General features: G+C 68.0%; 17 protein-coding genes and 2 tRNA genes. 10 read left to right on the forward strand and 9 right to left on the reverse strand.

Features of this window, described 5'->3' with window-relative positions; genetic code table 11:
* Positions 1-387 (reverse strand): VOC family protein, encoded by a 387-nt coding sequence (locus H0264_RS31110; RefSeq protein ID WP_181580851.1) that lies wholly within the window; start codon positions 385-387, stop codon positions 1-3.
* Positions 384-1,118, reverse strand: a complete 735-nt coding sequence (locus H0264_RS31115; RefSeq protein WP_231084703.1) for an arsenate reductase/protein-tyrosine-phosphatase family protein — start codon at positions 1,116-1,118, stop codon at positions 384-386. Before H0264_RS31115 ends, H0264_RS31110 begins: the two co-directional genes overlap by 4 nt.
* Positions 1,119-1,365: 247 nt before the next feature.
* On the opposite strand from H0264_RS31115, the gene H0264_RS31120 reads away from it, so the two are divergent.
* The 4 genes from H0264_RS31120 to H0264_RS31135 all read left to right on the forward strand — a co-directional run bounded on the left by H0264_RS31120 (position 1,366) and on the right by H0264_RS31135 (position 4,490).
* Positions 1,366-2,955 (forward strand): hypothetical protein, encoded by a 1,590-nt coding sequence (locus H0264_RS31120; RefSeq protein WP_181580852.1) that lies wholly within the window; start codon positions 1,366-1,368, stop codon positions 2,953-2,955.
* 274 nt (positions 2,956-3,229) lie between these two features.
* Positions 3,230-3,303: transfer RNA gene (locus tag H0264_RS31125), tRNA-Leu, on the forward strand.
* 68 nt (positions 3,304-3,371) lie between these two features.
* Positions 3,372-3,448: transfer RNA gene (locus H0264_RS31130), tRNA-Arg, on the forward strand.
* A 130-nt stretch (positions 3,449-3,578) separates the two neighbouring features.
* Positions 3,579-4,490, forward strand: coding sequence for a helix-turn-helix domain-containing protein (locus tag H0264_RS31135; protein ID WP_181580853.1), 912 nt, complete (start codon positions 3,579-3,581; stop codon positions 4,488-4,490).
* Between the two features lie 83 nt (positions 4,491-4,573).
* Here H0264_RS31135 and H0264_RS31140 read toward each other — a convergent pair whose 3' ends face one another.
* Both H0264_RS31140 and H0264_RS31145 read right to left on the reverse strand, forming a co-directional pair.
* On the reverse strand, positions 4,574-4,795 hold the full coding sequence (locus H0264_RS31140) for a DUF397 domain-containing protein (protein ID WP_181580854.1): 222 nt from the start codon (positions 4,793-4,795) through the stop codon (positions 4,574-4,576).
* Positions 4,796-4,984: 189 nt separating this feature from the next.
* The gene (locus H0264_RS31145; RefSeq protein WP_181580855.1) at positions 4,985-5,848 is read right to left on the reverse strand and encodes an SDR family NAD(P)-dependent oxidoreductase; all 864 of its coding nucleotides are present in this window, start codon (positions 5,846-5,848) and stop codon (positions 4,985-4,987) included.
* Between the two features lie 219 nt (positions 5,849-6,067).
* Here H0264_RS31145 and H0264_RS31150 point away from each other — a divergent pair, with 219 nt between their 5' ends.
* Both H0264_RS31150 and katG read left to right on the forward strand, forming a co-directional pair.
* Positions 6,068-6,472 carry a Fur family transcriptional regulator gene (locus tag H0264_RS31150; RefSeq protein ID WP_420832122.1) on the forward strand — a complete coding sequence of 135 codons (405 nt, stop codon included), beginning with the start codon at positions 6,068-6,070 and terminating at the stop codon, positions 6,470-6,472.
* A 34-nt stretch (positions 6,473-6,506) separates the two neighbouring features.
* Positions 6,507-8,690: a catalase/peroxidase HPI gene (gene katG / locus H0264_RS31155; RefSeq protein WP_244976001.1), complete on the forward strand. Its 2,184-nt coding sequence runs from the start codon at positions 6,507-6,509 to the stop codon at positions 8,688-8,690.
* A 58-nt stretch (positions 8,691-8,748) separates the two neighbouring features.
* On the opposite strand, the gene H0264_RS31160 is transcribed toward katG, so the two are convergent.
* Positions 8,749-9,039: a chorismate mutase gene (locus tag H0264_RS31160; RefSeq protein ID WP_181580858.1), complete on the reverse strand. Its 291-nt coding sequence runs from the start codon at positions 9,037-9,039 to the stop codon at positions 8,749-8,751.
* 132 nt (positions 9,040-9,171) lie between these two features.
* Between H0264_RS31160 and H0264_RS31165 the strand changes: the two genes are divergently transcribed.
* A complete protein-coding gene (locus H0264_RS31165; RefSeq protein ID WP_181580859.1) occupies positions 9,172-10,146 on the forward strand; it encodes an alpha/beta hydrolase in 975 nt (324 codons plus the stop codon).
* A gap of 206 nt (positions 10,147-10,352) precedes the next feature.
* On the forward strand, positions 10,353-10,610 hold the full coding sequence (locus tag H0264_RS31170) for a hypothetical protein (RefSeq protein WP_181580860.1): 258 nt from the start codon (positions 10,353-10,355) through the stop codon (positions 10,608-10,610).
* Here the strand turns inward: H0264_RS31170 and H0264_RS31175 are convergent.
* Positions 10,607-11,809 carry a cation:proton antiporter gene (locus H0264_RS31175; RefSeq protein WP_181580861.1) on the reverse strand — a complete coding sequence of 401 codons (1,203 nt, stop codon included), beginning with the start codon at positions 11,807-11,809 and terminating at the stop codon, positions 10,607-10,609. The two genes, H0264_RS31170 and H0264_RS31175, sit on opposite strands and share 4 nt — an antisense overlap.
* A 53-nt stretch (positions 11,810-11,862) precedes the next feature.
* Positions 11,863-12,144: a DUF3104 domain-containing protein gene (locus tag H0264_RS31180; RefSeq protein WP_181580862.1), complete on the reverse strand. Its 282-nt coding sequence runs from the start codon at positions 12,142-12,144 to the stop codon at positions 11,863-11,865.
* A 195-nt stretch (positions 12,145-12,339) separates the two neighbouring features.
* Between H0264_RS31180 and H0264_RS31185 the strand changes: the two genes are divergently transcribed.
* Entirely contained in the window at positions 12,340-12,732 is a 393-nt protein-coding gene (locus H0264_RS31185; RefSeq protein ID WP_181580863.1) for a VOC family protein, read from the forward strand.
* A 152-nt stretch (positions 12,733-12,884) separates the two neighbouring features.
* On the forward strand, positions 12,885-15,269 hold the full coding sequence (locus H0264_RS31190) for a protein kinase domain-containing protein (RefSeq protein WP_181580864.1): 2,385 nt from the start codon (positions 12,885-12,887) through the stop codon (positions 15,267-15,269).
* 4 nt (positions 15,270-15,273) lie between these two features.
* Here the strand turns inward: H0264_RS31190 and H0264_RS31195 are convergent, their stop codons facing one another.
* Positions 15,274-17,877, reverse strand: coding sequence for a DNA translocase FtsK (locus H0264_RS31195; RefSeq protein WP_181580865.1), 2,604 nt, complete (start codon positions 17,875-17,877; stop codon positions 15,274-15,276).
* A gap of 368 nt (positions 17,878-18,245) precedes the next feature.
* A complete protein-coding gene (locus H0264_RS31200) occupies positions 18,246-21,227 on the reverse strand; it encodes an AfsR/SARP family transcriptional regulator (RefSeq protein WP_181580866.1) in 2,982 nt (993 codons plus the stop codon).
* Positions 21,228-21,346: the final 119 nt, after the last annotated feature.

Genomic DNA, 21,346 nt, shown 5'->3' on the forward strand with positions numbered 1-21,346 from the left:
TCAGGAGCCGGCGGGCTGGAAGAGTTCGATCAGATTGCCCGCCGGGTCCTGGACCAGGATCTGACGGCCGCCGGGGCCGCTGACGATGTCATTGCGGAAGGTAACGCCCGCGGCGCGCAGGCGAGCGACCTCGGCGTCGAGGTCCTCGACAATGAGGTGAATGCGGTTCCAGCCGCCGGGGCTCGGGGTGGCGCCATCCGGCATGGGACGAGCGCCCGAGCTGGTGGGTCCGGACAGCAGCACGCGCATAGGACCACGGGCCACCTCGGCGACGGCGGGGGCGGCATCGAAGTTCAAGGTGAAGCCGAGATGGGTGGTGTAGAAGTCGGTGGCGGCGGCCACGTCGTCGACGAGATAGCGGACACCGGCGAATTCGGTGATGGTCATGACTGATGCTCCAAAGTTGGTATCAGATAATGGATTCGAGTGTCGAGCTCTGTTGCGATATCACGAAATTCGTGAAGGTCGACACCGTCGGGATCGGGAATGCTCCAGTGCGCGGTGCGAATTGCCGACGCGTCGTCGCGAGGCAGTTCACGAATCTTGTCGCACAGGGTGATAATTCGATCGAAGCTCCGGACTTCCAGGGCTGCAATGGATTTGGGCCGCTGCTGCCCGAGTTCTATGCCGTAGTCGTCCCGCAGGACCTGCACGGCGAACGGGTGCATCCGCGATTTCGGATGACTGCCGGCGCTCACCGCGCGCACCCGCCCGCCGCCGCGAAAACGCAGCAGCGCTTCCGCCATCGGTGAGCGGGCACTGTTTCCGGTGCACAGGAACAGCACCGAGCCGCCGGACGCGGGCGCGTCGACGGCCGTCGGCGTGAGCGCCGGATGCAGTGCGGCTGCCGCGTTCCCGAAGGCGGCGGCACACCGCGGCAGGTCCAGCCGGTAGTAGCTGTCACGGCCGTCGAAGGTGCTGCGGCGGGCGGCGACCAGGCCGGACGAGCGCAGCAGTCGCAGGTGATAGGACACGAGGTTCTGCGGTTCGCCCAGGGCGGCCACCAACTCGCGCACGCGACGGTCACCCGAGGCGAGTTCGGTCAGCAGGGCCCAGCGCAGCGGATGGGCTGCCATCCGCAGCAGCAGTGGAAGTTCTGGTCGTCCAATCGATTCCACCCTTCCCACGGTACATCAAATCAGATTGATGGATTGTCGAGGCGGCTGAACAAGATCGAGAATCGTCACACGAATTCTCCGCCATTTCACCGATTCCCGATTACCGGAGTTTCTATTGTTTCGGCGCTGCGGACAGCTCGGCCGTGTCAATATTGGCGCCGTCCCGTTCTTGCGCCAGAGAAGCCGCACTTATATGTTTTCGCTTACGAATTTTCGGGCGTATGTTTGGCCCATCGCGACGGTAGTGATGGTCGCCGGTATTGCCATCGCCACGATTGTCTGGGCGCCCGCACCGATGGCCGCGCCGTGGGATCCGTTCAATATGCTCGACGGCGCGTACCGGATTCTGCGGGGACAGTCGGCCGGCGCGGATTTTCACAATCCCATTGGGCCACTTCTCTATTGCCTCATCTCGCTCGGAATGCGCCTGCAGGACACCCCGTCGCTGGCGGCGATCGGCTACGGCAGCGTCGTCATGCTCGCCATCCTCGCGCCGATCGCGTGGTGGGTGGCGCGGCGGCGGTTACCCGCGCCGTACGCGGCGGTGTTCACCGTGTTCACCGCGCTCCTGCTGGTGGCCGTGCGGCCACTGCACTACGCGACGGACATCACCTCCTACGCCATGCTGTACAACCGTTGGGGCTGGGCGCTTTTCGGCATCGTGCTGCTGCTCGCGTGCGTCCGCCCCGTGCATACCGGGGCCCGGCGCGCGGCGATCGTGGAAGCCGTTCTGCTCGGCCTGCTGCTCGGAATGCTGTTCTACGACAAGCTCAATTTCTTCGGCGTGGCCGTGGTCATGATCGTCTTCGGCATCATTGCCGGAACGGCTCCGCGTCGCCCGGCCGAATTATTGGGCGTAGCGGCCGGATTCGGCGTCGTACTGGGTGGCATGTGGATCGGATTCGGCGTGTCGCTCGGCGGCTATCTGGCCGACGTCGCCGATGCGGCGAAGACCATTCCGCCGGGAATGCGCCTGCAGCAGTTGTGGACCGGCGTGCGCGATGTCGCTCCGATAGCCGTCCTCACCCTGCTGGCCCTCGCTGTGCTGGCGGCGATCTCGCGGCAACAGGCCGCCACGATAGTGCGCCTGACCGTCGTCATCGCCGCGATCGGCGGCTCGAGCCTGCTCATCTCGACACTGAATGCCCAGGAGCGCAACGAGATCCCGGCCTTGGCGCTCATCCCGCTGCTGTTCGTCGCCTTCCTCGGGCCGCGCTTGCCCCGCTGGGCGGGCGGACCGGGCGAGGACCAGGACCACAGATGGCCGATCGCCGCCGCGCTGGCCGCCGCCGCACTGCTGCTGATCGCGACAATGGGCGTGATCACCGCCCGGGACGGAATCGCACTGGCGGGCAGCGTCACCCGCCACGACGAAGTCGTTCGTCCGCCCGCGAGCCAGCGCATCGCCAGCGACCACCTCCGCGACTACTACATCCCGGCAGACTCCCAATGGGTCACCGCCTACCGCACGGCCCACGACGTCCCCGCCATGCTCAACGACGGCATAGCCCTCCTCGAACGCCACAACACTCACCACGACAGCATCTTCACGATCGCCGCAACCGACCCGTTCTCCTTCGCCCTGTCCACCCCACCCACCCGCGGCGCCTTCCTCTGGTGGGACCTGGACTTCGACTTCAACCGCACGCACTACCCGGACGCGAACCAGATCTTCCCCGACGCCCACTGGATCATGATCCCGCGCATGATCGCGGGCCAGGGCTGCTGCCAGGAAACCGTCGACGTCATGCTCGAGCTCTACCGCCCCTACCTGTCGGCCCACTTCCACGAGGCCGACCGCACCGACAACTGGATCCTGCTCGCCCGCAACCCGTGAACCGGCTGGTCAGCAGCCACCGGAAAATGGCTTTACCGCCTCCGAACCCCGTTGCTACCGTGGTTCCAGCACATTCTCCCGACGACACCAGGAAGGCGGCACCCGTGACCGAGCTGATTCAGCTGACCAGCGGACGTGTATTCGGCCGCACCTGGCTTCGCCGCGCCGGCGTACGGAGCAGACTCTAGATCGCGGATATCCGAGATCACCGAAACGGGGTCGCTCCAAGGCATTTCGCCAGGAGCGGCCCCGTTTCTGTACTGCTCCAGTTCAATCCCTCGTGGCCCAAATGGCAGAGGCACCGGCTTCAGGTACCGGACGGTGTGAGTTCGAATCTCACCGAGGGAACCCACTTTTCACGCCCCGCGCGACTCAATGTGGAGCAGATGTCAATGGCGACATCGGCGCGGGGCCGAGTGCCCGTAGCTCAGCCGGACAGAGCACCCGTCTACGAAGCGGGAGGCCGGAGGTTCGATCCCTCCCGGGCACACCAACTTTCGATCACGCGCGGGGTAGCCGGACGGCTGCCGGGTCCGCGAATCCACGGCTTGATTCAGGGCGTGACGGGCTTCGGCTTGACGTGGATGAATCACCGTGATTCGATCTGAATCATCATGGTTCCAATGAATCACCCCGAAGAGGGCGCGCATCCGACGGCAGCAGCCGTCGCGAATGCGGTTGCGCCCCAGTCGCACCCGCGCCAGCAACTGGCCGCGGAGCTGCGGCGGCTGCGGGGTGTCGCCGGAATCTCCGGGCGGGAGCTGGCCAAGCTGGTCGGCATCAGCCAGTCGACGCTGTCGCGGATCGAGGCCGGACACGCGGTTCCGCCGCTACCGCAGGTGCTGGACTGGGCCAAAGCGGTTGGGGCGGAACCTGATTCTCAGCAGTTGCTACGCACGCTCACCGAGGCGGCGCACACGCCCGAGGTGCAGGACTGGGCGGCCTCGCTCGCGGACCGCCCGCATCTACAGGACGATGTCCGGGCATTCGAGGAAGACGCGGCGGTGGTGCGGAACTTCCAGCCCGCGCTGGTGCCGGGACTGCTACAGACCGCCGATTACGCCCGCCGCGTATTCGCCACCTTCGATCCGCCCTATACGCCCGACGCTCTGACGGCCGCGCTCGCCGCACGCCTCGAGCGCCAACGGGTGCTGTACGACCCCGCGAAGAAGTTCGAATTCCTGATGACCGAAGCGGCCCTGCGGTTCCGGCCCGGCCCGCATCGTCTGCTGCTCGCCCAATTGGATCGGATCATTTCGATCGAGACCCTCGAATCGGTCACCATCGGGGTGATTCCGCAGGATATCGAGGCGACCACCACGATCCCGCACGGTTTCGTCATCTACGAGAACGAAGACCACGCGCTCGCGTCGGCGGAACCGATCCCGGGCAGCATGGTCACCCGCGGCCCCGACCTGGTCGACGCCCATCGCCGCCGCTGGGCGGCCTTGACCCGAATGGCCCTCTTCGACACCGACGCCCGTGCATTCCTCGCCGGGCTCCGCGATGAAATCCACCGCATCGCAACCCATTGACCATTTTCCAGCGGCCGCACGAGGGGTCGGCCGCATCCGGGGTGGTGGTGTCGCAGCGAATTCGCTGCGACACCACCTGCCCGTCAGTCGGCGAAGTCGAATTCGCCGGCCCGCACACCCGAGGTGAACGCGCGCCACTCGGATTTCGTGAACCACAGCGTCGGGCTGTGCCGATCCTTGGAATCACGCACCGCGATCTGGCCTTCGTGGAAAGCGACCTCGACACAATCGCCGCCGCCGTAGCTGAAGCTGCTCTTGGCGAACCTGGGACCGCGATGGTCCCCACGAATCCTGTTGCAGTTCATGGCATTCATTCCTTCCCCCCGGAGGGCCACTCCCCATGGCCCTACCCGTGAATCACTGACGCCCAACACAGTGCTATCCGAACCACCAGCCGCGCAACTGAATTCATCCGGTCCCGCACGCCGGTACATCGAAATGCTCATGACCGCAACACTACGGCGACCCACCGACAAAAAGCCGCCGCGCGAACCTCAGCCGAGGGGGTTGCGGCCGGGCTCGGCGCCGGACATGTCGGTGATGCGATCCCAGTTGGCGGCGACCTCGTCGATGGTGGGCGGCTGGGCGAACAGGACCGGCTTGTTGGCGAAGAGCTGGACGCGCTGCACCGAGCCTCCGCCGACGACGAGAACCGTTGCGGTGTCGGCACATTCCTCGCTGACCAGGTAGCCGACCACGGGGGCCACGTGCGCGGGGTCGAGCTGCTCGAGCACCTCGGCCGGGGCGATGTCGGCGGTCATGCGGGTGGAGGCAAGGGGCGCAACGGCATTCGCGGTGATGTCGTACTTGCGGCCCTCGATGGCGAGGGTGTTGATCAGCCCGACCAGACCCAGTTTCGCCGCGCCGTAGTTGGCCTGACCGAAGTTGCCGTACAGGCCCGAGGTGGAGGTGGCTACCACCACGCGACCGAAGCCCTGCTCCCGGAAATGCGGCCAGGCGGCGCGGGTGACGTGATAGCCGCCCGACAGATGCACCTGCTGCACGGCATTCCACTGCTCGGTGGTCATCTTGTGAAAGGAGGTGTCGCGCAGGATGCCCGCATTGTTGACCACGCCGTGCACCGCGCCGAAATTGTCCAGGGCGGTCTTGATCAGCGCCTGCGCCCCCTCCTCGGTGGCAACGCTGTCGTAATTGGCCACAGCCGTGCCGCCCGCCGCGCGAATCTCCGCCACCACGGCATCGGCCATGGCGGTTCCCGCACCCGAGCCGTCGCGCGCCCCACCGAGGTCGTTCACCACGACCAGCGCACCCTCGCTCGCCAGCAATTTGGCGTACTCGCGGCCCAGGCCGCCGCCCGCACCGGTGACGACAACGACCCGATCGGTTACTCCGGGCATGTTTCTCCTCCATCTCGATTCCGGCCTCCGATACAAGTCCAGGAATCGACCGAGGTCAATTACCGCCCCGGGCGGAGCGAGCGGCGCGACGGCGGACAGCGCGGTAACGCCTTGGCGCACAGCCATTTCGATGCGGGCGCATGGACCGAGAAATGCTTGACTCGTTCCAGAAAAGGGGTAAGACTGCAGGGCGTGCCCACGGCCACGGAATTCCAGCAGATGCTGCGGGGAGTTTCGCTGCGCGTGACCGCTCCGCGCGTGGCGGTGCTGAACGCGGTGCACGCCCATCCGCACGCCGATACCGATTCGATCATTCAGGCGGTGCGCGCCGAGCTCGACACGGTGTCGCATCAGGCGGTGTACGACTCTTTGCGCACATTGACCGGGGCGGGGCTGCTGCGGTGCATTCAGCCGTCCGGGTCGGTGGCGCGGTACGAGACTCGCGTCGGCGACAACCATCATCACGTCGTCTGCCGGCAGTGCGGGTCGATCGCCGATGTCGATTGCGCGGTGGGCGCGGCGCCCTGCCTGACCGCGTCGCAGGATCACGGCTTCGCCATCGATGAAGCCGAGGTCATCTACTGGGGGCTCTGCCCCGACTGTGCGGCACCACAACGTCCCTGATCGCAGCCCACATCCTCAATCAGGAAGGAAAATCGTGACCTCCGACAGCACTCACAGCGAGAGCGAGAACCCGGCGATCCCCTCCCCCACCCCCAAGGCGCATCGGCCCAACACCAACAAGGATTGGTGGCCGGAGCAGATCGACGTGTCGGTGCTGCACGCACACTCGTCGAAGGCCAATCCGCTGGGCGCGGATTTCGATTACGCCAAGGAATTCGCGAAGCTCGACGTCGAGGCGCTCAAGGCCGATGTGGCCGCGGTGCTGACCGATTCGCAGGACTGGTGGCCCGCCGACTACGGCAACTACGGCGGCCTGTTCATCCGCATGAGCTGGCACGCGGCCGGCACCTACCGCATCTCCGACGGCCGCGGTGGCGGCGGGCAGGGCGCGCAGCGGTTCGCGCCGCTCAACAGCTGGCCCGACAACGCGAACCTGGACAAGGCGCGGCGGCTGCTGTGGCCGGTGAAGCAGAAGTACGGCAGCAAACTGTCCTGGGCCGACCTGCTGGTGTTCGCGGGCAATGTCGCGCTGGAATCCATGGGGTTCAAGACCTTCGGATTCGGCTTCGGCCGGCCCGACATCTGGGAGCCGGAGGAGATCTACTGGGGTCCGGAGGACACCTGGCTCGGCGACGAGCGCTACAGCGGTGACCGCGACCTGTCCAACCCGCTCGGCGCGGTGCAGATGGGCCTGATCTACGTGAACCCGGAAGGCCCCAACGGGCAGCCGGATCCGGTCGCCGCCGCCCGTGACATCCGGGAGACGTTCGGCCGCATGGCCATGAACGACGAGGAGACCGCGGCGCTGATCGTCGGCGGGCACAGCTTCGGCAAGACCCACGGCGCGGGCGATGCCACCCTCGTCGGTCCCGAACCCGAGGCCGCCCCGATCGAACAGCAGGGGCTGGGCTGGAAGAGCGCCTTCGGCAGCGGCAAGGCCGGGGACTCCATCACCAGTGGCCTGGAAGTGGTGTGGACGACCACTCCGACCAAGTGGGGCAACGGTTTTCTGCAGAACCTCTACGGCTACGAGTACGAGCTGACCAAGAGCCCGGCGGGCGCCTGGCAGTGGGTGGCCAAGGACAGCGAGAACACCATCCCGGACCCGTTCGGCGGGCCCGCGCGCAAGCCCACCATGCTGACCACCGACCTGTCGCTGCGTGAGGATCCCATCTACCGGGAGATCACCAGCCGCTGGCTCGAGCATCCCGAAGAGCTGGCCGAGGCGTTCGCCAAGGCGTGGTACAAGCTGCTGCACCGCGATATGGGACCGATCAGCCGCTACCTCGGCCCGTGGGTGCCCGAACCGCAGCTGTGGCAGGACCCGGTGCCGGCCGTCGACCACGAGTTGATCGGTGAGCAGGACATCGCGGCGCTCAAGGCCAAGGTGCTCGAATCCGGGCTGTCGGTGGCGCAGCTGGTCAAGACCGCGTGGGCGTCGGCGGCCAGCTTCCGCAGCACCGACAAGCGCGGCGGCGCGAACGGTGCGCGTCTGCGGCTCGAACCCCAGAAGTCCTGGGAGGTCAACGAACCCGCCGAACTGGCCAAGGTGCTACCGGTGCTCGAGCAGATCCGCCAGGACTTCAATGCCGGCGGCAAGCAGGTGTCGCTGGCGGACCTGATCATCCTGGCCGGTTCGGCCGCGATCGAGAAGGCCGCCAAGGACGCGGGCCAGACCGTCACGGTGCCGTTCCACCCCGGGCGCACCGACGCCACGCAGGAAACCACCGATGTGGAGTCCTTCGCGGTGCTCGAACCGCGCGCCGACGGCTTCCGCAACTACGCGCGCTCCGGGGAGAAGGCGCCGTTGGAGCGGCTGCTGCTCGACCGCGCGTACATGCTCGATGTGACGGCCCCCGAACTGACCGTCCTGGTCGGCGGACTGCGCGTGCTCGGCGCGAACTACAACGGCAGCGAGCACGGCGTATTCACCGACCGCCCCGGCACTTTGACCACCGACTTCTTCGTCAACCTGCTCGATATGAAGACCGAGTGGAAGCCGTCGGGGTCTGCGGAGAACGTCTACGAGGGCATCGACCGCGCCACCGGCGAACGCAAGTGGACGGCCACCGCCAATGATCTCGTCTTCGGTTCGCACTCGGTGCTGCGCGCCGTGGCCGAGGTGTACGCCCAGCAGGACGCGCAGGCGAAGTTCGTGAACGACTTCGTGGCCGCGTGGGTCAAGGTCGTCGACAACGACCGCTTCGATCTGGCCTGAGCCGATGAAGTGCACTCGGGCCGGTCCTTCGGGACCGGCCCGAGTGTCGTTTCGGGAGTCAGCCGGCGGATTGATCGGTGAGCGCGCGGTGCCGGCGCTGCTCGAGCTCGATGAAACCGTCGATCATCGTGTTGTACACCCGCTCGACGAGGTCCGGATCCACTCCGTGCCGGACTGCCAGTTCGCGCAGTCGCACCATCATCCGCGCGCGGCGATCGGGCGCGCGCACTTCGGCTTCATTGCGTTTGAACGTCGCCGCGCGCATCACCAATTGCTGTCGCGCGCCGAGCAGTTCGACGATGCGGGCATCGATGTCGTCGATTTCGCGACGTACTTCTTCCAGTGACATGAACCTCGATCCTTTCGATTCATCCAACCACACGCCGATGACCGAGTTGCGCTAGAGTCGCATCGACTGGTCGGGGGTTGGTACCGGTGAGTCCGCGTCGGAACACGGCGCGGAGCAGGAGGGGAAATCCTGATGCGTTTGGGCGCAAGGCTTCTGACAGCAGGGGCCGCCCTGTTGAGCATTCCACTGGCCGCCGCGGTGGCGGCGCCGAATCCGGCGCTGGCGGCACCGGCTTTCGGCCCTGTACACCGTTCTCCCGCAGTCGGTTTCGAGGAGCTGATGGTCCCGTCGAGCATGGGGCCGATCAAGGTGCAGGTGCAGTGGGCCAAGCGCGGCGGCAGCGCCGCGCTCTACCTGCTCGACGGCATGGCGGCGCGAGATGACAAGAGCGCGTGGACATTCGAGACGAATGCGCTGCAGCAATTCGGCGAGGACGATGTCACCCTGGTGATGCCGGTGGGCGGGCAGTCGAGCTGGTATGCCGACTGGGCGTCGGCGAGCAATACCAACGGCCAGAAGTACACCTACAAATGGGAGACCTTCCTGACCAAGGAATTACCCGATTTCCTTGCCGGGTACGGTGTTTCGCGCACCAACAATGGTGTCGTCGGATTGTCCATGAGCGGTAGCGCCGCGCTCATGCTGGCGGCCTATCATCGCGATCAGTTCAAGTTCGCCGGATCGTTCTCGGGCGCGTTGAACCTGTCCGCGCCCGGCATGCGTGAGGCCATTCGTGTCGCCGTATTGCGTTGGGGCGCATTCAATATCGATGCCATGGCGGCTCCGTGGAGCCCGGCGTGGCTGCGCATGGACCCGTTCGTGTTCGCCCAGCAGCTCAAGGGCCTGCCCATGTTCATCTCCGCCGGCAGCGCCCTGCCCGGACCCGAACACCGGCCCAATGGCGTCGGCGAGGTCTTCGACACCGCGGTGAGCATGGGCATCGAGGCGGTCACCCTGGCCAACACCAGATCCTTCCAGGTGCGGCTGAACTCGCTGGGCATCGGCGCCACCTTCGACTTCCCCGCGACCGGCATCCACACCTGGCGATACTGGGAGGCCGAGCTGTGGAAGGCCCGTCCGGCCATCCTCAGCGCGCTCAACGCATAACGCGCCGAGCACCGGCCCGCGTGCGGCATCACCGCCGCATGCGAGGCTGGTGCCGTGACGATTCCACTCCAGGATCAGGTCGAAACGCTGCTCGCGGGACCGCACCCGCCGGAGCAGTTGAGCCGCTTGATCGCCGCCGCACCGGGGTTATCGTTGTAGCGGGTTCAGTGAGCAGCCCCCGGATCGACAGCCTCGGGTGATTCCACATGGACACGACAACCCCCTCCGATGAGCCCGCCCGCTCGCGCCGGCCGATTTCGGCGACGGCGCGCATGCTCGCCTCCTCGGCCGCCGAAACGCAGGTGATCGCGGCCCATCTGCGCGCGCGACTCCAGCAGATGGAACAGGATGTCCTGTCTGCCCAGGAACGCTCGCACCAGGCCCAGCTCCGCCTGCAGGCGGCCCAGGCCGCCCTCGCGCGGGCTCGCGCACAATTGCACCGCACCAGAGACGCGTCGGCCTAACCGGGCCGCGCGGACGCGGGTTCGGCGAGCCGGTGGGCGATCCACGGGGTCGCCAGGCCGTGCAGGGCGACACTGCCCACCACCACGACGACGGCGATGGACAGGACGAGTTCGCCGTCGCTGTCGCCGTGCAGGTCGTTGTAGGCGAGCAGGGCGAAGACGATCGTCGCCACGCCGCGTGGACCCAGCCAGCCGAGCAGTGCCCGGTCCACGCGGCCGAAGGAGGAGCCGAGCATCGAAATCGCTACCGGGACAAGGCGGATCACGGTCAGGGCCAGCAGGGCGTAGAGGAGGACGCGCCAGTTCGGGGCGACGATGCCGACGGCGACATTGCCGACCATGAACCACAGGACGAGGGCGAAGAATTCGCCGACTTCCTCGGCCAGTTCCAGGGATCGGCGCGGGAGTCGGCCCCGGGTCATGTGGAAGGTGATGCCGGCGATGAAGGCCGCCACGAAGGCGTTGCCGCCGAAAGTCGTCGCGAGCGCGTAGGCGATGACGGGGATGGTGAGGATGCCGAGGCGGACGGCGCGCTCGCCGGTCCAGTCGTGCGTCCAGGCGCGCAGCATCAGGTAGCCGGCGGCCGCGCCGAGCGGGATGCCGATGAGCGCCGAAATGGCCAGGGCCGGAAGGAATTGGCCGAGCGCGTCGAGTGGCGGGGCGTCGCCGGCGCTCGAGTGTGCCGCGTGCACGGCGAATACGAAGACGGGGGCGACGAAGCCGTCGTTGTAGCCGCTTTCGGCATTGAGCACCTGACGGACGCGTACCGGGAAGCGGCGGTCGCGCACCAGGGTGGAGACCGGCACCAGATCGGTCGGAATGGCCAGCGCCGCGATCATGAGCAGCACCGGCCAGGACAGACCGGGCAGCAGCGCTGCGCCCAGGCCCCAGGCGGCGAGCAGGCTCAGCGGCAGGGCGATGAGCAGCAGCCGGGCCACGATGCCCGGCATCGGCCCGAGGATGCCGCGCCGGATCTCGACCGCGTCGACGAACAGGAACAGCGCCAGCACCAGTTCGGCAGCCTGCTGGGCGCCCTTCGTGCCGAGTGCGGCGACCAGCGCGTCGTCGCTGATCCAGCCGCACAGCATGCCGAGCACGATCATCACCAGCGGCGCGGGAATCCAGTGCCGCGACAGCTGCTTCGACATCAGCGACCACACCGCGATGACGATCATCGTGCCGGTGAGAATCCCGATCATCAGCAAGATCGTACTGATCGGTCCCTATACCGCGGTGAGGCGCCGCCCGCGATTCACGGGGCGGGACAGAACATGTCACAGGTCGCGGGCGGGGCCGGGCCGGGCGTCGGGGCATCGTCGAAATCGGCGGCGCTGATCAGGATCATCAGGGCGACGCCCGCCCCGAGGATCGCGAGCAGAACTATCGCGACCACCGCCCAATTGAGCCGGGGGAAGGTGATGACCTCGGTGCCGTCGTCGAGCACCAGGAACAGCACGGCGGCACTGGTTCCCGGCGAACGGGAAACCTGATGCAGAACGGTGCCGAGCCACCACCGTCCGGACCGACCGAACATGAGCCTGATCCCACCACTGGAAGTGAACGCCGAGGTTCCGGCAGTATCCACGCTACGTCTCACCTGCGACGATAGGGACAACCTATGCAATCGCTTCGGTTACGCGTTCGACCGGGCGTGGGCGCTCGGGTCGGCAAGTCCCGCAGATCATTCCGAACATTCCCCCGTGAATCGCGTGCTGGCTAGGATCGAGTCGTGGCTATCGCGCGACTCGGATCCATCACCCTCGATTGCGACGACCCCGAACCGCTGGCCGCCTTCTGGGCCGAGCTGCTCGGCGGCAAGATCATCCTCTCGAACGGGAAGTTCGTGATGGTGCAGGTGTCGCACACGTATCTGACCGCCCATCGGGTACCGGGCTATCGAGCGCCCGTATGGCCGGAAGAGGCCCCGCCCAAGCAGATTCACCTCGACCTCGCGGCGCACGATCTGGACGCCGCCCAGGAACAAGCCGCCGCACTCGGCGCCCGGATCGCCGACCACCAGCCGAATCCGGACGTCTGCCGTGTCTTGTTCGACCCCGCCGGTCACCCGTTCTGCTTCAGCCGCCCCATGGCGCAACTGCTCGACGCGGCCTCCGGTTCGTGAGTTCGGGCTACCGGCAACAGCATTCGGAGCAGGTGCGCTGCTGAACTACGCGCGAGTCACATGCCGGAGATTGTACGATGCGACCGCGCCTACTACAGTCGCCCGTACCAGACAGTCCCGGGCCGCGGGCGCGTGACTGTGAGAGGGGGACCATGGTGCAGCTGGTGGCACGCGACTCGTTCGCGGGATACAGCATCGAAGGCGTGCTGGGAACCGGCGGAATGGGTACGGTCTACCTGGCACGGCATCCCCGATTGCCCCGCTCGATCGCGTTGAAGCTGCTGCACTCTCACATCTCCGCCGACCCCGATCTGCGGCGACGCTTCGAGCAGGAGTCCGAGATCGCCGCGCGGCTCGATCATCCGGGCATCGTGGGCGTGCACGACTGCGGCAACCACGACGGCCTGCTGTGGATCGCCATGCAGTACATCCCCGGCACCGATGCGTCGCGACTCGAAAGCCGTTCCGTCACAGTGGAACGCGCGCTGCGCATCATCTCCGAGACCGCCGCCGCCCTCGATTACGCGCACAGCCGCGAGATCCTGCATCGCGACATCAAACCCGCCAATATCCTGCTGTCCGCGGCGGAGCCGGGACGCGCCGAGCGGGCCATCCTCACCGACTTCGGCATCGCGCGGCTGCTCAATGCCGGCACCGCGGTGACGGCCACCGGAACCTTCACCGCCACACTGGATTACGCATCCCCCGAACAGCTCAACGGTCAGACGGTCGACGGCCGCACCGACCAGTACTCGCTGGCCTGCACCCTGTTCGCCCTGCTGTCCGGGTCCGCGCCGTTCCACGCGCCGAGCCCCGGCCAGGTCGTCGCCGGGCACATCGGGAAGAAGCCGCCCCGGCTGAGCAGCCTGCGCCCCGGCCTCCCCCAGCCGCTGGACGAGGTGGTCCTGCGCGCCATGGCCAAGGATCCCGCCGACCGATTCGCCAACTGCACCGAATTCGCCACGGCCGCACTGGCTGCCGTGAACGGCAAACCCGCGACGCACGCCCCGGCCGCCCAGGACACGCCGACCGGGCTGGCGGCGCTGGCGGCCTGGGCCGAGTCCTCGGCGCGTGCGGAATCCTCGGCGGCACAGCAGGGGGAGCGAACCGACGCCCCGGCCTCGGCCGGAAACGGCTCCGCACGGCACCGAGCGGAGTCACCCGCGCGCAGGGCCGCACGCGCGGAATCCGCGACGCACCTGGCGCAGACGGAATCTCCGGCGCTCTCGACGCCCGCCGCATCTCTCGCGGCACAGGTACCCGCAGACGCGGCTCCACGTGCGGGCGGTGACGGGTCTCCGGCCGCACGCGCCGCCACCCAGCCTCCGGCACCGTGGTCGGCGGCCATGACATCCGCGGCATCACGAGCCGGGTCTGCGGCGGCGTCGGCATCACGGGCGGGGGCCGCGGCCTCCCGGCCGGCGTCCCCGGGCTCGAGAGCGGCCTCCGCCGGTGCTCCCCCATCGGCGTCGGCGCGGCTGGAATCGGCTGCGCGGCAGCCCAATCGGAAGGCGCTGGTGGCGGCGGCGATGGCGGCGGTCATCGCGACCGGCGGCGCCGTGGTCGCACTGGACATGCTGTCCTCCGACACGCAGAGCACCGCCGCCGAGGTGACCACCATCCCGGTCGGCAAGGGCAACGACGGTGATATCGCGATCGATTCGGCCTCGCAGCGGGCCTACGTCGTCAACAGCGTCGACAACACCGTGACCGTCATCGACACCCGATCCAGGACCGTGGCCGCGACGGTGGGCGTCGGCGAGTATCCGCGCGGGGTGGCGCTGGATTCGGCCGCCCGCACCGCCTACGTGATCAATTCGGTGTCGGCGGTGGGCAATCAGAGCACGGTCTCGGTGCTCGACATGACCACGAACACGGTCACCGCCACCATTCCCACCGGGAAGAACTCCACGGCCATCGCGTTCGACAGCGGAACGCATTCGCTGTTCGTGGTCGACAAGAACGATACGGCACCGGCCGATCAGCGCTACTCGCTGACCGTGATCGACCCCGCCGCGAAAACCGTCACCGCCACGATCCCGCTGGGTTCGGTTCCCGCGGAGGCGGTCACGATCGATTCGAGCACGCACACGGCCTACGTGACCACGCGCACCGACCGCGCCGTCAAGGTCGTGGACACCGTCGCGCACACGGTGCGCGCGACGATTCCGCTACAGGCGCACGGGGATACCTACGATCGCATCACCATCGACACCGGACGCCGCACCCTCTACATCACCGACGGCACCACCATCACCCTGGTCGACACCGGCACCAACGCCATCCTGCACACCATCGAACTCGACATCTCGTCGGCCCGGATGGATCAGGCGCAGCGCAATGTTGCCATCGACCCGAAGACCGGAACCGCCTACGCGGTAGGGCCTTTCAACGGCGTGCAGGTGGTCGACACCGTTTCCCGCAGCGTCACCGGCGAGATCACCGTGCCCACCTCGAAGGGCATCTCGGTCGACCCGGCCACCCACGACGTCTATGTGAACAGCGGCAGCGGCTACGTGTCGGTGCTCGACCGCTGACGGCTCAGTCGTCGGAGCCGTCGGACTCCGCGGGCCCGTCGCCGCCCCGGATGGTCCACAGCAGCCCGTCCAGCTCATCGGGTTTGATGAGCACGTCGCGCGCCTTGGAGCCCTCGCTGGGCCCGACCACGCCCCGGGTTTCCATGAGGTCCATGAGCCGGCCCGCCTTGGCGAAGCCGACGCGCAGCTTGCGCTGCAGCATGGAGGTGGAGCCGAACTGCGAGGTGACCACCAGTTCGATGGCTTGCAGCAGCAGGTCGAGGTCGTCGCCGATATCGGGGTCGACGTCCTTCTTCTCCCCCGCCTTGGCCGAGGTGACACCCTCCTGATAGTCGGGTTCGGCCTGGTTCTTGGAGAATTCGACGACCGCGTGGATCTCCTCGTCGGAGATGAACGCGCCCTGCAGACGGGTGGGTTTGCTCGCGCCCATGGGCAGGAACAGGCCGTCGCCCATGCCGATGAGCTTCTCCGCGCCCGGCTGATCGAGGATGACGCGCGAGTCCGTCAAAGACGAAGTGGCGAAGGCCAATCGGGACGGCACATTGGTCTTGATCAGACCGGTGACCACGTCCACCGACGGGCGCTGGGTCGCCAGCACCAGATGAATGCCCGCGGCACGGGCCTTCTGGGTGATGCGGACGATGGCGTCCTCCACATCGCGCGGCGCGGTCATCATGAGGTCGGCCAGCTCGTCGACGATGGCGAGGATGTACGGGTACGGGCGGTACACCCGCTCACTGCCCAGCGGCGCGGTGATCTGCCCCGACTTCACCTTGCGGTTGAAGTCGTCGATGTGGCGAACCTTGTTGGCCTGCATGTCCTGATAGCGCTGCTCCATCTCCTCCACCAGCCAGGCCAGCGCGGCGGCGGCCTTCTTGGGCTGGGTGATGATGGGCGTGATCAGATGCGGAATGCCTTCGTAGGGCGTGAGTTCCACCATCTTGGGATCGATGAGGATCATGCGCACCTCTTCGGGGGTGGCGCGGCCCAGCAGCGAAACCAGCATGGAATTCACGAAACTCGACTTACCGGAACCGGTGGAACCGGCGACCAGCAGGTGCGGCATCTTGGCCAGGTTCGCGCACACGAACTCGCCCTCGATGTTCTTGCCGAGGCCGATCACCAACGGGTGGTGGTCGTTTCGCGTGGACGGGGCCTTGAGCACATCGGCCAGGCGCACCAATTCCCGGTCGGCATTGGGCACTTCGATGCCCACCGCCGACTTGCCCGGGATCGGGGCCAGCAGGCGCACATTCTCGGTGGCGACCGCGTAGGCGATATTGCGGGCCAGGGCGGTGATCTTCTCGACCTTGACGCCCGGGCCGAGCTCCACCTCGTAGCGGGTGACCGTCGGGCCGCGCACGAAACCCGTGACGGCGGCGTCGATTTTGAACTGCACCAGGACCTCGGTGATGGCCTCGATCATGGATTCGTTGGCGGCACTGCGCTTCTTGGGCGGATCGCCGTCGGTGAGCAGGGTCAGCGGCGGCAGCTGATAGTCGCCGTCGACCTCGCGGTCGGTGACGAACTCCAGTTGCTGCGGCGCGGGCGGCTCGGGGGTCTGGTCGACGACCTTGACGGGCTTGCGCGGCTTGGGTTTCGGCTTCTCCTCGGCCGCGATGTTCTTGGCGTCCTGCAGCGGCGGTTCGCCGATGACCTCGGTGACGGCGTCGAGATTGCCGAATTCGTCGGCCGGATAGTTGTCGGAGGGGGATTTGCCGCGGCGGCGGCGCACCTCGGGACGGTGCTTGGGGAAGCCGTCCTCGTCGTAATCCTCGGGGTCGTAGAGGCCCTGGCTGTTGTAGTCCTCGTATTCGTCACCGCCGCTGCCGGTTCCGAAGATCTCGCGCAGGCGTTCGGGAACCTCGCGGACGGTGGTGCCGGTGAGCAGCAGAATGCCGAAACCGATGGCCAGCAGAAGCAATGGGACCGCCAGCCAGGCGCTCAGGCCGTCGCGCAGCGGGCCGCCGACGACATAGCCCGCGAAGCCTGCGGCGTGCGCGCGTCCGTGCGCGTCGGAGGGAGCGCCGGCGGCGAGATGCCACAGGCCCAGGATCGGCAGGCCGACCAGCAGGCCGCCGAGGACCAGGCGCGGCCGGATCTCCGGATGCGGTTCGGTGCGCATGAGGATGACGGCGATGCCCATCGCCACGAACGGCAGTGCCGCCGACGCGGATCCGGCGACCGCGCGCACCGCCACATCCACCCAGTGCCCGACCGGGCCACCGGCCGACAGCCACACCGCGGCCGCGATGACGAAGGCGAAACCCATGAGCGCCAGCGCGATTCCGTCCCGGCGATGCCCGTGGTCGATATCCCCGGCCCGGCTCACCGCCCGCGTCGCCGCGCCCACGCCATTGGCGAGCATGTTCCAGCCGCTGACCACACCGCGCCGCAGCACGGCCAGCGGTGCGGTATTGGACTGCCTGCGCGGAGCCGGGCGTTTGCGGGCCGGTGCGCGCCGGGCAGCCGCTGGCCGTCCCGCTGCCGCGCCGCGGCCCCGTGCGGGGGTGCGCGGAGCGCGCGACTGGGACCGTGCAGGAGCCTGCCCCCGCGCCGATCCCGCTCGCGACCGTGGGGTTGCGGTACCGCGGGACTTACCTGCCATGCCCCCAGGCTAGCCGCAACCGCCCCATGCGGACCATCCGCAACACACGGCTCACCCACATCACACGATCCGCCGACCGCCCTGCCGAACTGCGCATCGCGCCAGAAAAACCGACCATACGCAGGCAATACCGCGAGACAGCAGCATCAGACCACAGCAACGTGCCGTAGGACACTCGACACGCCCGACCCGGCGCTGCCGTCCGCCCACGGAGGCGACACCTCCGTCATCCCGGCATGCTTTTGGCCGGGATCCACCACACTCGGTAGTGCCGCCAACCGGGTGGATCCCCGCCAAAGGCACGCGGGGATGACGCGGTGAACATCGCGGGGATGACGAGGTAAGTATCGCGTCTTCAACCTCAGCGCTCAGCGGGCGGCCTCGAGTTCGAGGGCGGGGCGGGAGGCCATGAGTGCGGTCCAGCGGGTAAGGGCGGCGTCGAAGTCCGGTATCTGGGTGCAGGCGGCGCGGTAGCACTCGGCGGCGTCGACATTGCGGCCCAGGTTTCGCAGGGCCGTGTAGCGGACGAGCAGGTTGTAGGTGTGGACGATGCCCATGCGGCCCGAATCGCGGGTGGCCTCGGCGCGTTCGGCTTGTTCGGCGGCCTGGGACAGACGCCCGGCGTTCAGGTGGGCCAGGGCGGCGCGGGCGTGGACGGCCGATTCGAAGCGGGTGCTGCCGGCGCGGCGGGCGGCGTGCAGGGCGGCGTCGAAGAGGTGGGAGCCGAGTTCGCCCTCGCCTTCGCGGCTCATGACCCAGGCGGCTTCGGTCAACGCCCACATGATGTTTCGGCGGGTGCCGGGATGGCTGTCGCCGACGACCGCGCGGGCGGCGGCGGCCAGGGAGTCGCGGTTGCGGCCGGCCGCCGAATACGCCTGTGCGAGGAAGGAATAGGCGACGCGGACGCATTCGGGACTGGAGCCGTTGCGGAACAGGCGCAGGGAATCGGCGAAATGCGCACTCGCCCTGGCCGGTTCCTGCTGGAAGAGATCGACGATGCCCGCGAAGACGTTGGTGGTGCCCGCCACCCACGGTTCGGTGTCGGGGTCGACGTCGGCGAGCAGCCGCCGCACGTGTTCGGCGCCGCGCACCGGATCGTTGAATTCGGCGACCTGCACGAAAACCAATGCGAGCCGGGCCCGCTGGGTCGCAATGGCGTTGCCGTCGGCCTCGGTGGCGCGGATCAGCTCCTCGAGCGCCTTCTCGATATCGACGGTGGCATCACTGGCCAGCATGGTCTCCCCCACCGCCAGCGCCAGATCGGCGGCCAGGGTGCGGTGGTGCGCGGTGCCCGCGACGGCCAATCGGTACAGCGCCACCAGGTTTCGGCGCTCCACCGTGAGGAAGTCCCGGGTGGCGTCCAGGTCGGCGAGCCGGGTGCCGGGATGCCCAGTGGGGGCCAGGCGCAGCCGCAGACCCGGATGCCGTACGCGCAGCACGGTTTTCATGGTGGCCAGGTAGTAGTCGAGCAGGCGGGCGGTCACATCCACATCACCGTCGTCGCCGGCGCGGCTGAGCGCGAACAGGCGCATGAGGTCGTGGTAGTGGTAGCGCCCGCGGCCGACGGTTTCGAGCATGCCGCGATCCACCAGTTCCTCGCACAGATCCTCGGCGACCGATTCGATGGTGTCGAGCACGGCGGCGGTGGCGGCCAGCGGCAGATCCGGCAATTCCGCGACGGCCAGCATCCGGAAGGTCCGGGCCGCGGCGGGCGCGAGCTGTTCGTACCCGGCGCGGAAAGCGGCGGTCAGCGCCAGCTCGCCGGCCCGGAACCGGTCCAGGTCATGGCGTTCCACGGCGAGCCGCTCGGCCTCGGAGACGATGGTCCACTGTGGCCGCGCCGCGACGCGGGCGGCCACGATGCGCACCGCCATCGGCAGCAGCCCGCACAGTTCGACAATGCGCCGGGTCGCCTCGGGTTCGGCGGCCACCCGCTGCTGTCCCACGATGCGGGAGAACAGTTCCACCGCCTCCCCGGTTTCGAGAACCCGCAGCGCGGCCGAGTGCACCCCGGGCAGCGCGGTGAGCGGCCGCCGCGCGGTCACCAGCACCGCGCACCGGGGTTCACCAGGCAGCAATGGCACGACTTGCGCTGCGTCCCGGGCATTGTCGAGCAGCAGCAGCAACCGGCGACCGCTCACCGTGGAGCGAAACAGTGCCGCCCGCTCGTCCACGCCCACCGGAACCTGACGCTGCGGCACCCCGAGAGCACGCAGAAATGCGCCGAGCACCTGCCCGGGATGGGCCGGTTCGGAGCCCGCACCGTGCAGGTCCACATACAGCTGCCCGTCCGGATAATCCTCCCGAATCCGGTGTGCCACATGCAGAGCCAGCGCCGTCTTGCCGACGCCGCCCATCCCGGAAATGGCGACCAGCGCCTTCCTCCCCACGACACCCATCCCCGAGGTCACGGCCGGGGCGATCGCACCCGCGCGCACGCCGTCCTCCCCGGAAGCACCGGAGGAAACCGTGCCGCCCGCACCGCCGAGCTCCGCGCAGAGGTCGCGCACGAGTTCCTGGCGGCCGGTGAAATCGGCTGTGTCCGGGAGCAATTGGGCCGGTTTGAGGATGATGGTCCGGTCGGGCGCGGCGTCGGCGTCGGCGGGTGGCAGCTCGTCGGACAGGATTTGGCGGTGCAGTTCGAGCAGGGCGGGGCCGGGTTCGATGCCCTGTTCCGCGACCAGGAGGCGGCGGATGCGCTGGTATTCCTCCAGGGCTTCGGTGCGGCGGCCGGCGCGGTAGAGGGCGGTCATGAGCAGCCCGCGCAGGCGTTCGCCGAGCGGATCGCCGGAGATGAGCGCCACGAGATCGGCGATGGCGGACTGGTAGTCGCCGCGCTGCACGGCGATGTCGGCCAGATCCTCCTGCAGGACGCGGCGCAGTCGCCGCAGCCGGGCGCGTTCGGCGGCCGCCCACGGGCCGGGTACACCGGTCAGCGGGTCGCCGCGCCACAGCAGCAAGGCCGCACGCACTGAGGCTTCGGCGTGCTCGAGGTGACCGCCGGCGCGGGCGTGATCGGCTTCGGCGCGCAGGCTTTCGATGCGGTCGGCATCCAGTTCGAGCGGGCCGTCCAGGCGGTAGCCGCGCGACTCGGAGGACAGCAGCACCGAACCCGGTCGCACGGACAGGTGTTTGCGCAACGCCCAGGCGTAGTTGCGAAGCGCGCCGACGGCGGAGGACGGACGTTGCGCACCCCAGATGCCTTCGGCGAGTTCGTCCACCGACACCGTGCGACCGCGAGCGAAGGCCAGCATGACCAGCGCCGCCCGCTGTTTGGGCGGCATGGGCGGGGTGGGCGCGCCGTCCGACATCAACTCGACCGGTCCGAGAACCGCCAGTTGCCATGCCATTGCCTACCACCTCATCACGCCACGGACATTCGACGACCGGGACAGCTACCGTTCGTCGCGCAGAAACTACCGTTCGTCGCGTGATCGTTTCATGATCCGAGCTCACGATGCCAACCGGG

This window comes from Nocardia huaxiensis (assembly GCF_013744875.1).
Taxonomy (GTDB): Bacteria; Actinomycetota; Actinomycetes; order Mycobacteriales; family Mycobacteriaceae; genus Nocardia; species Nocardia huaxiensis.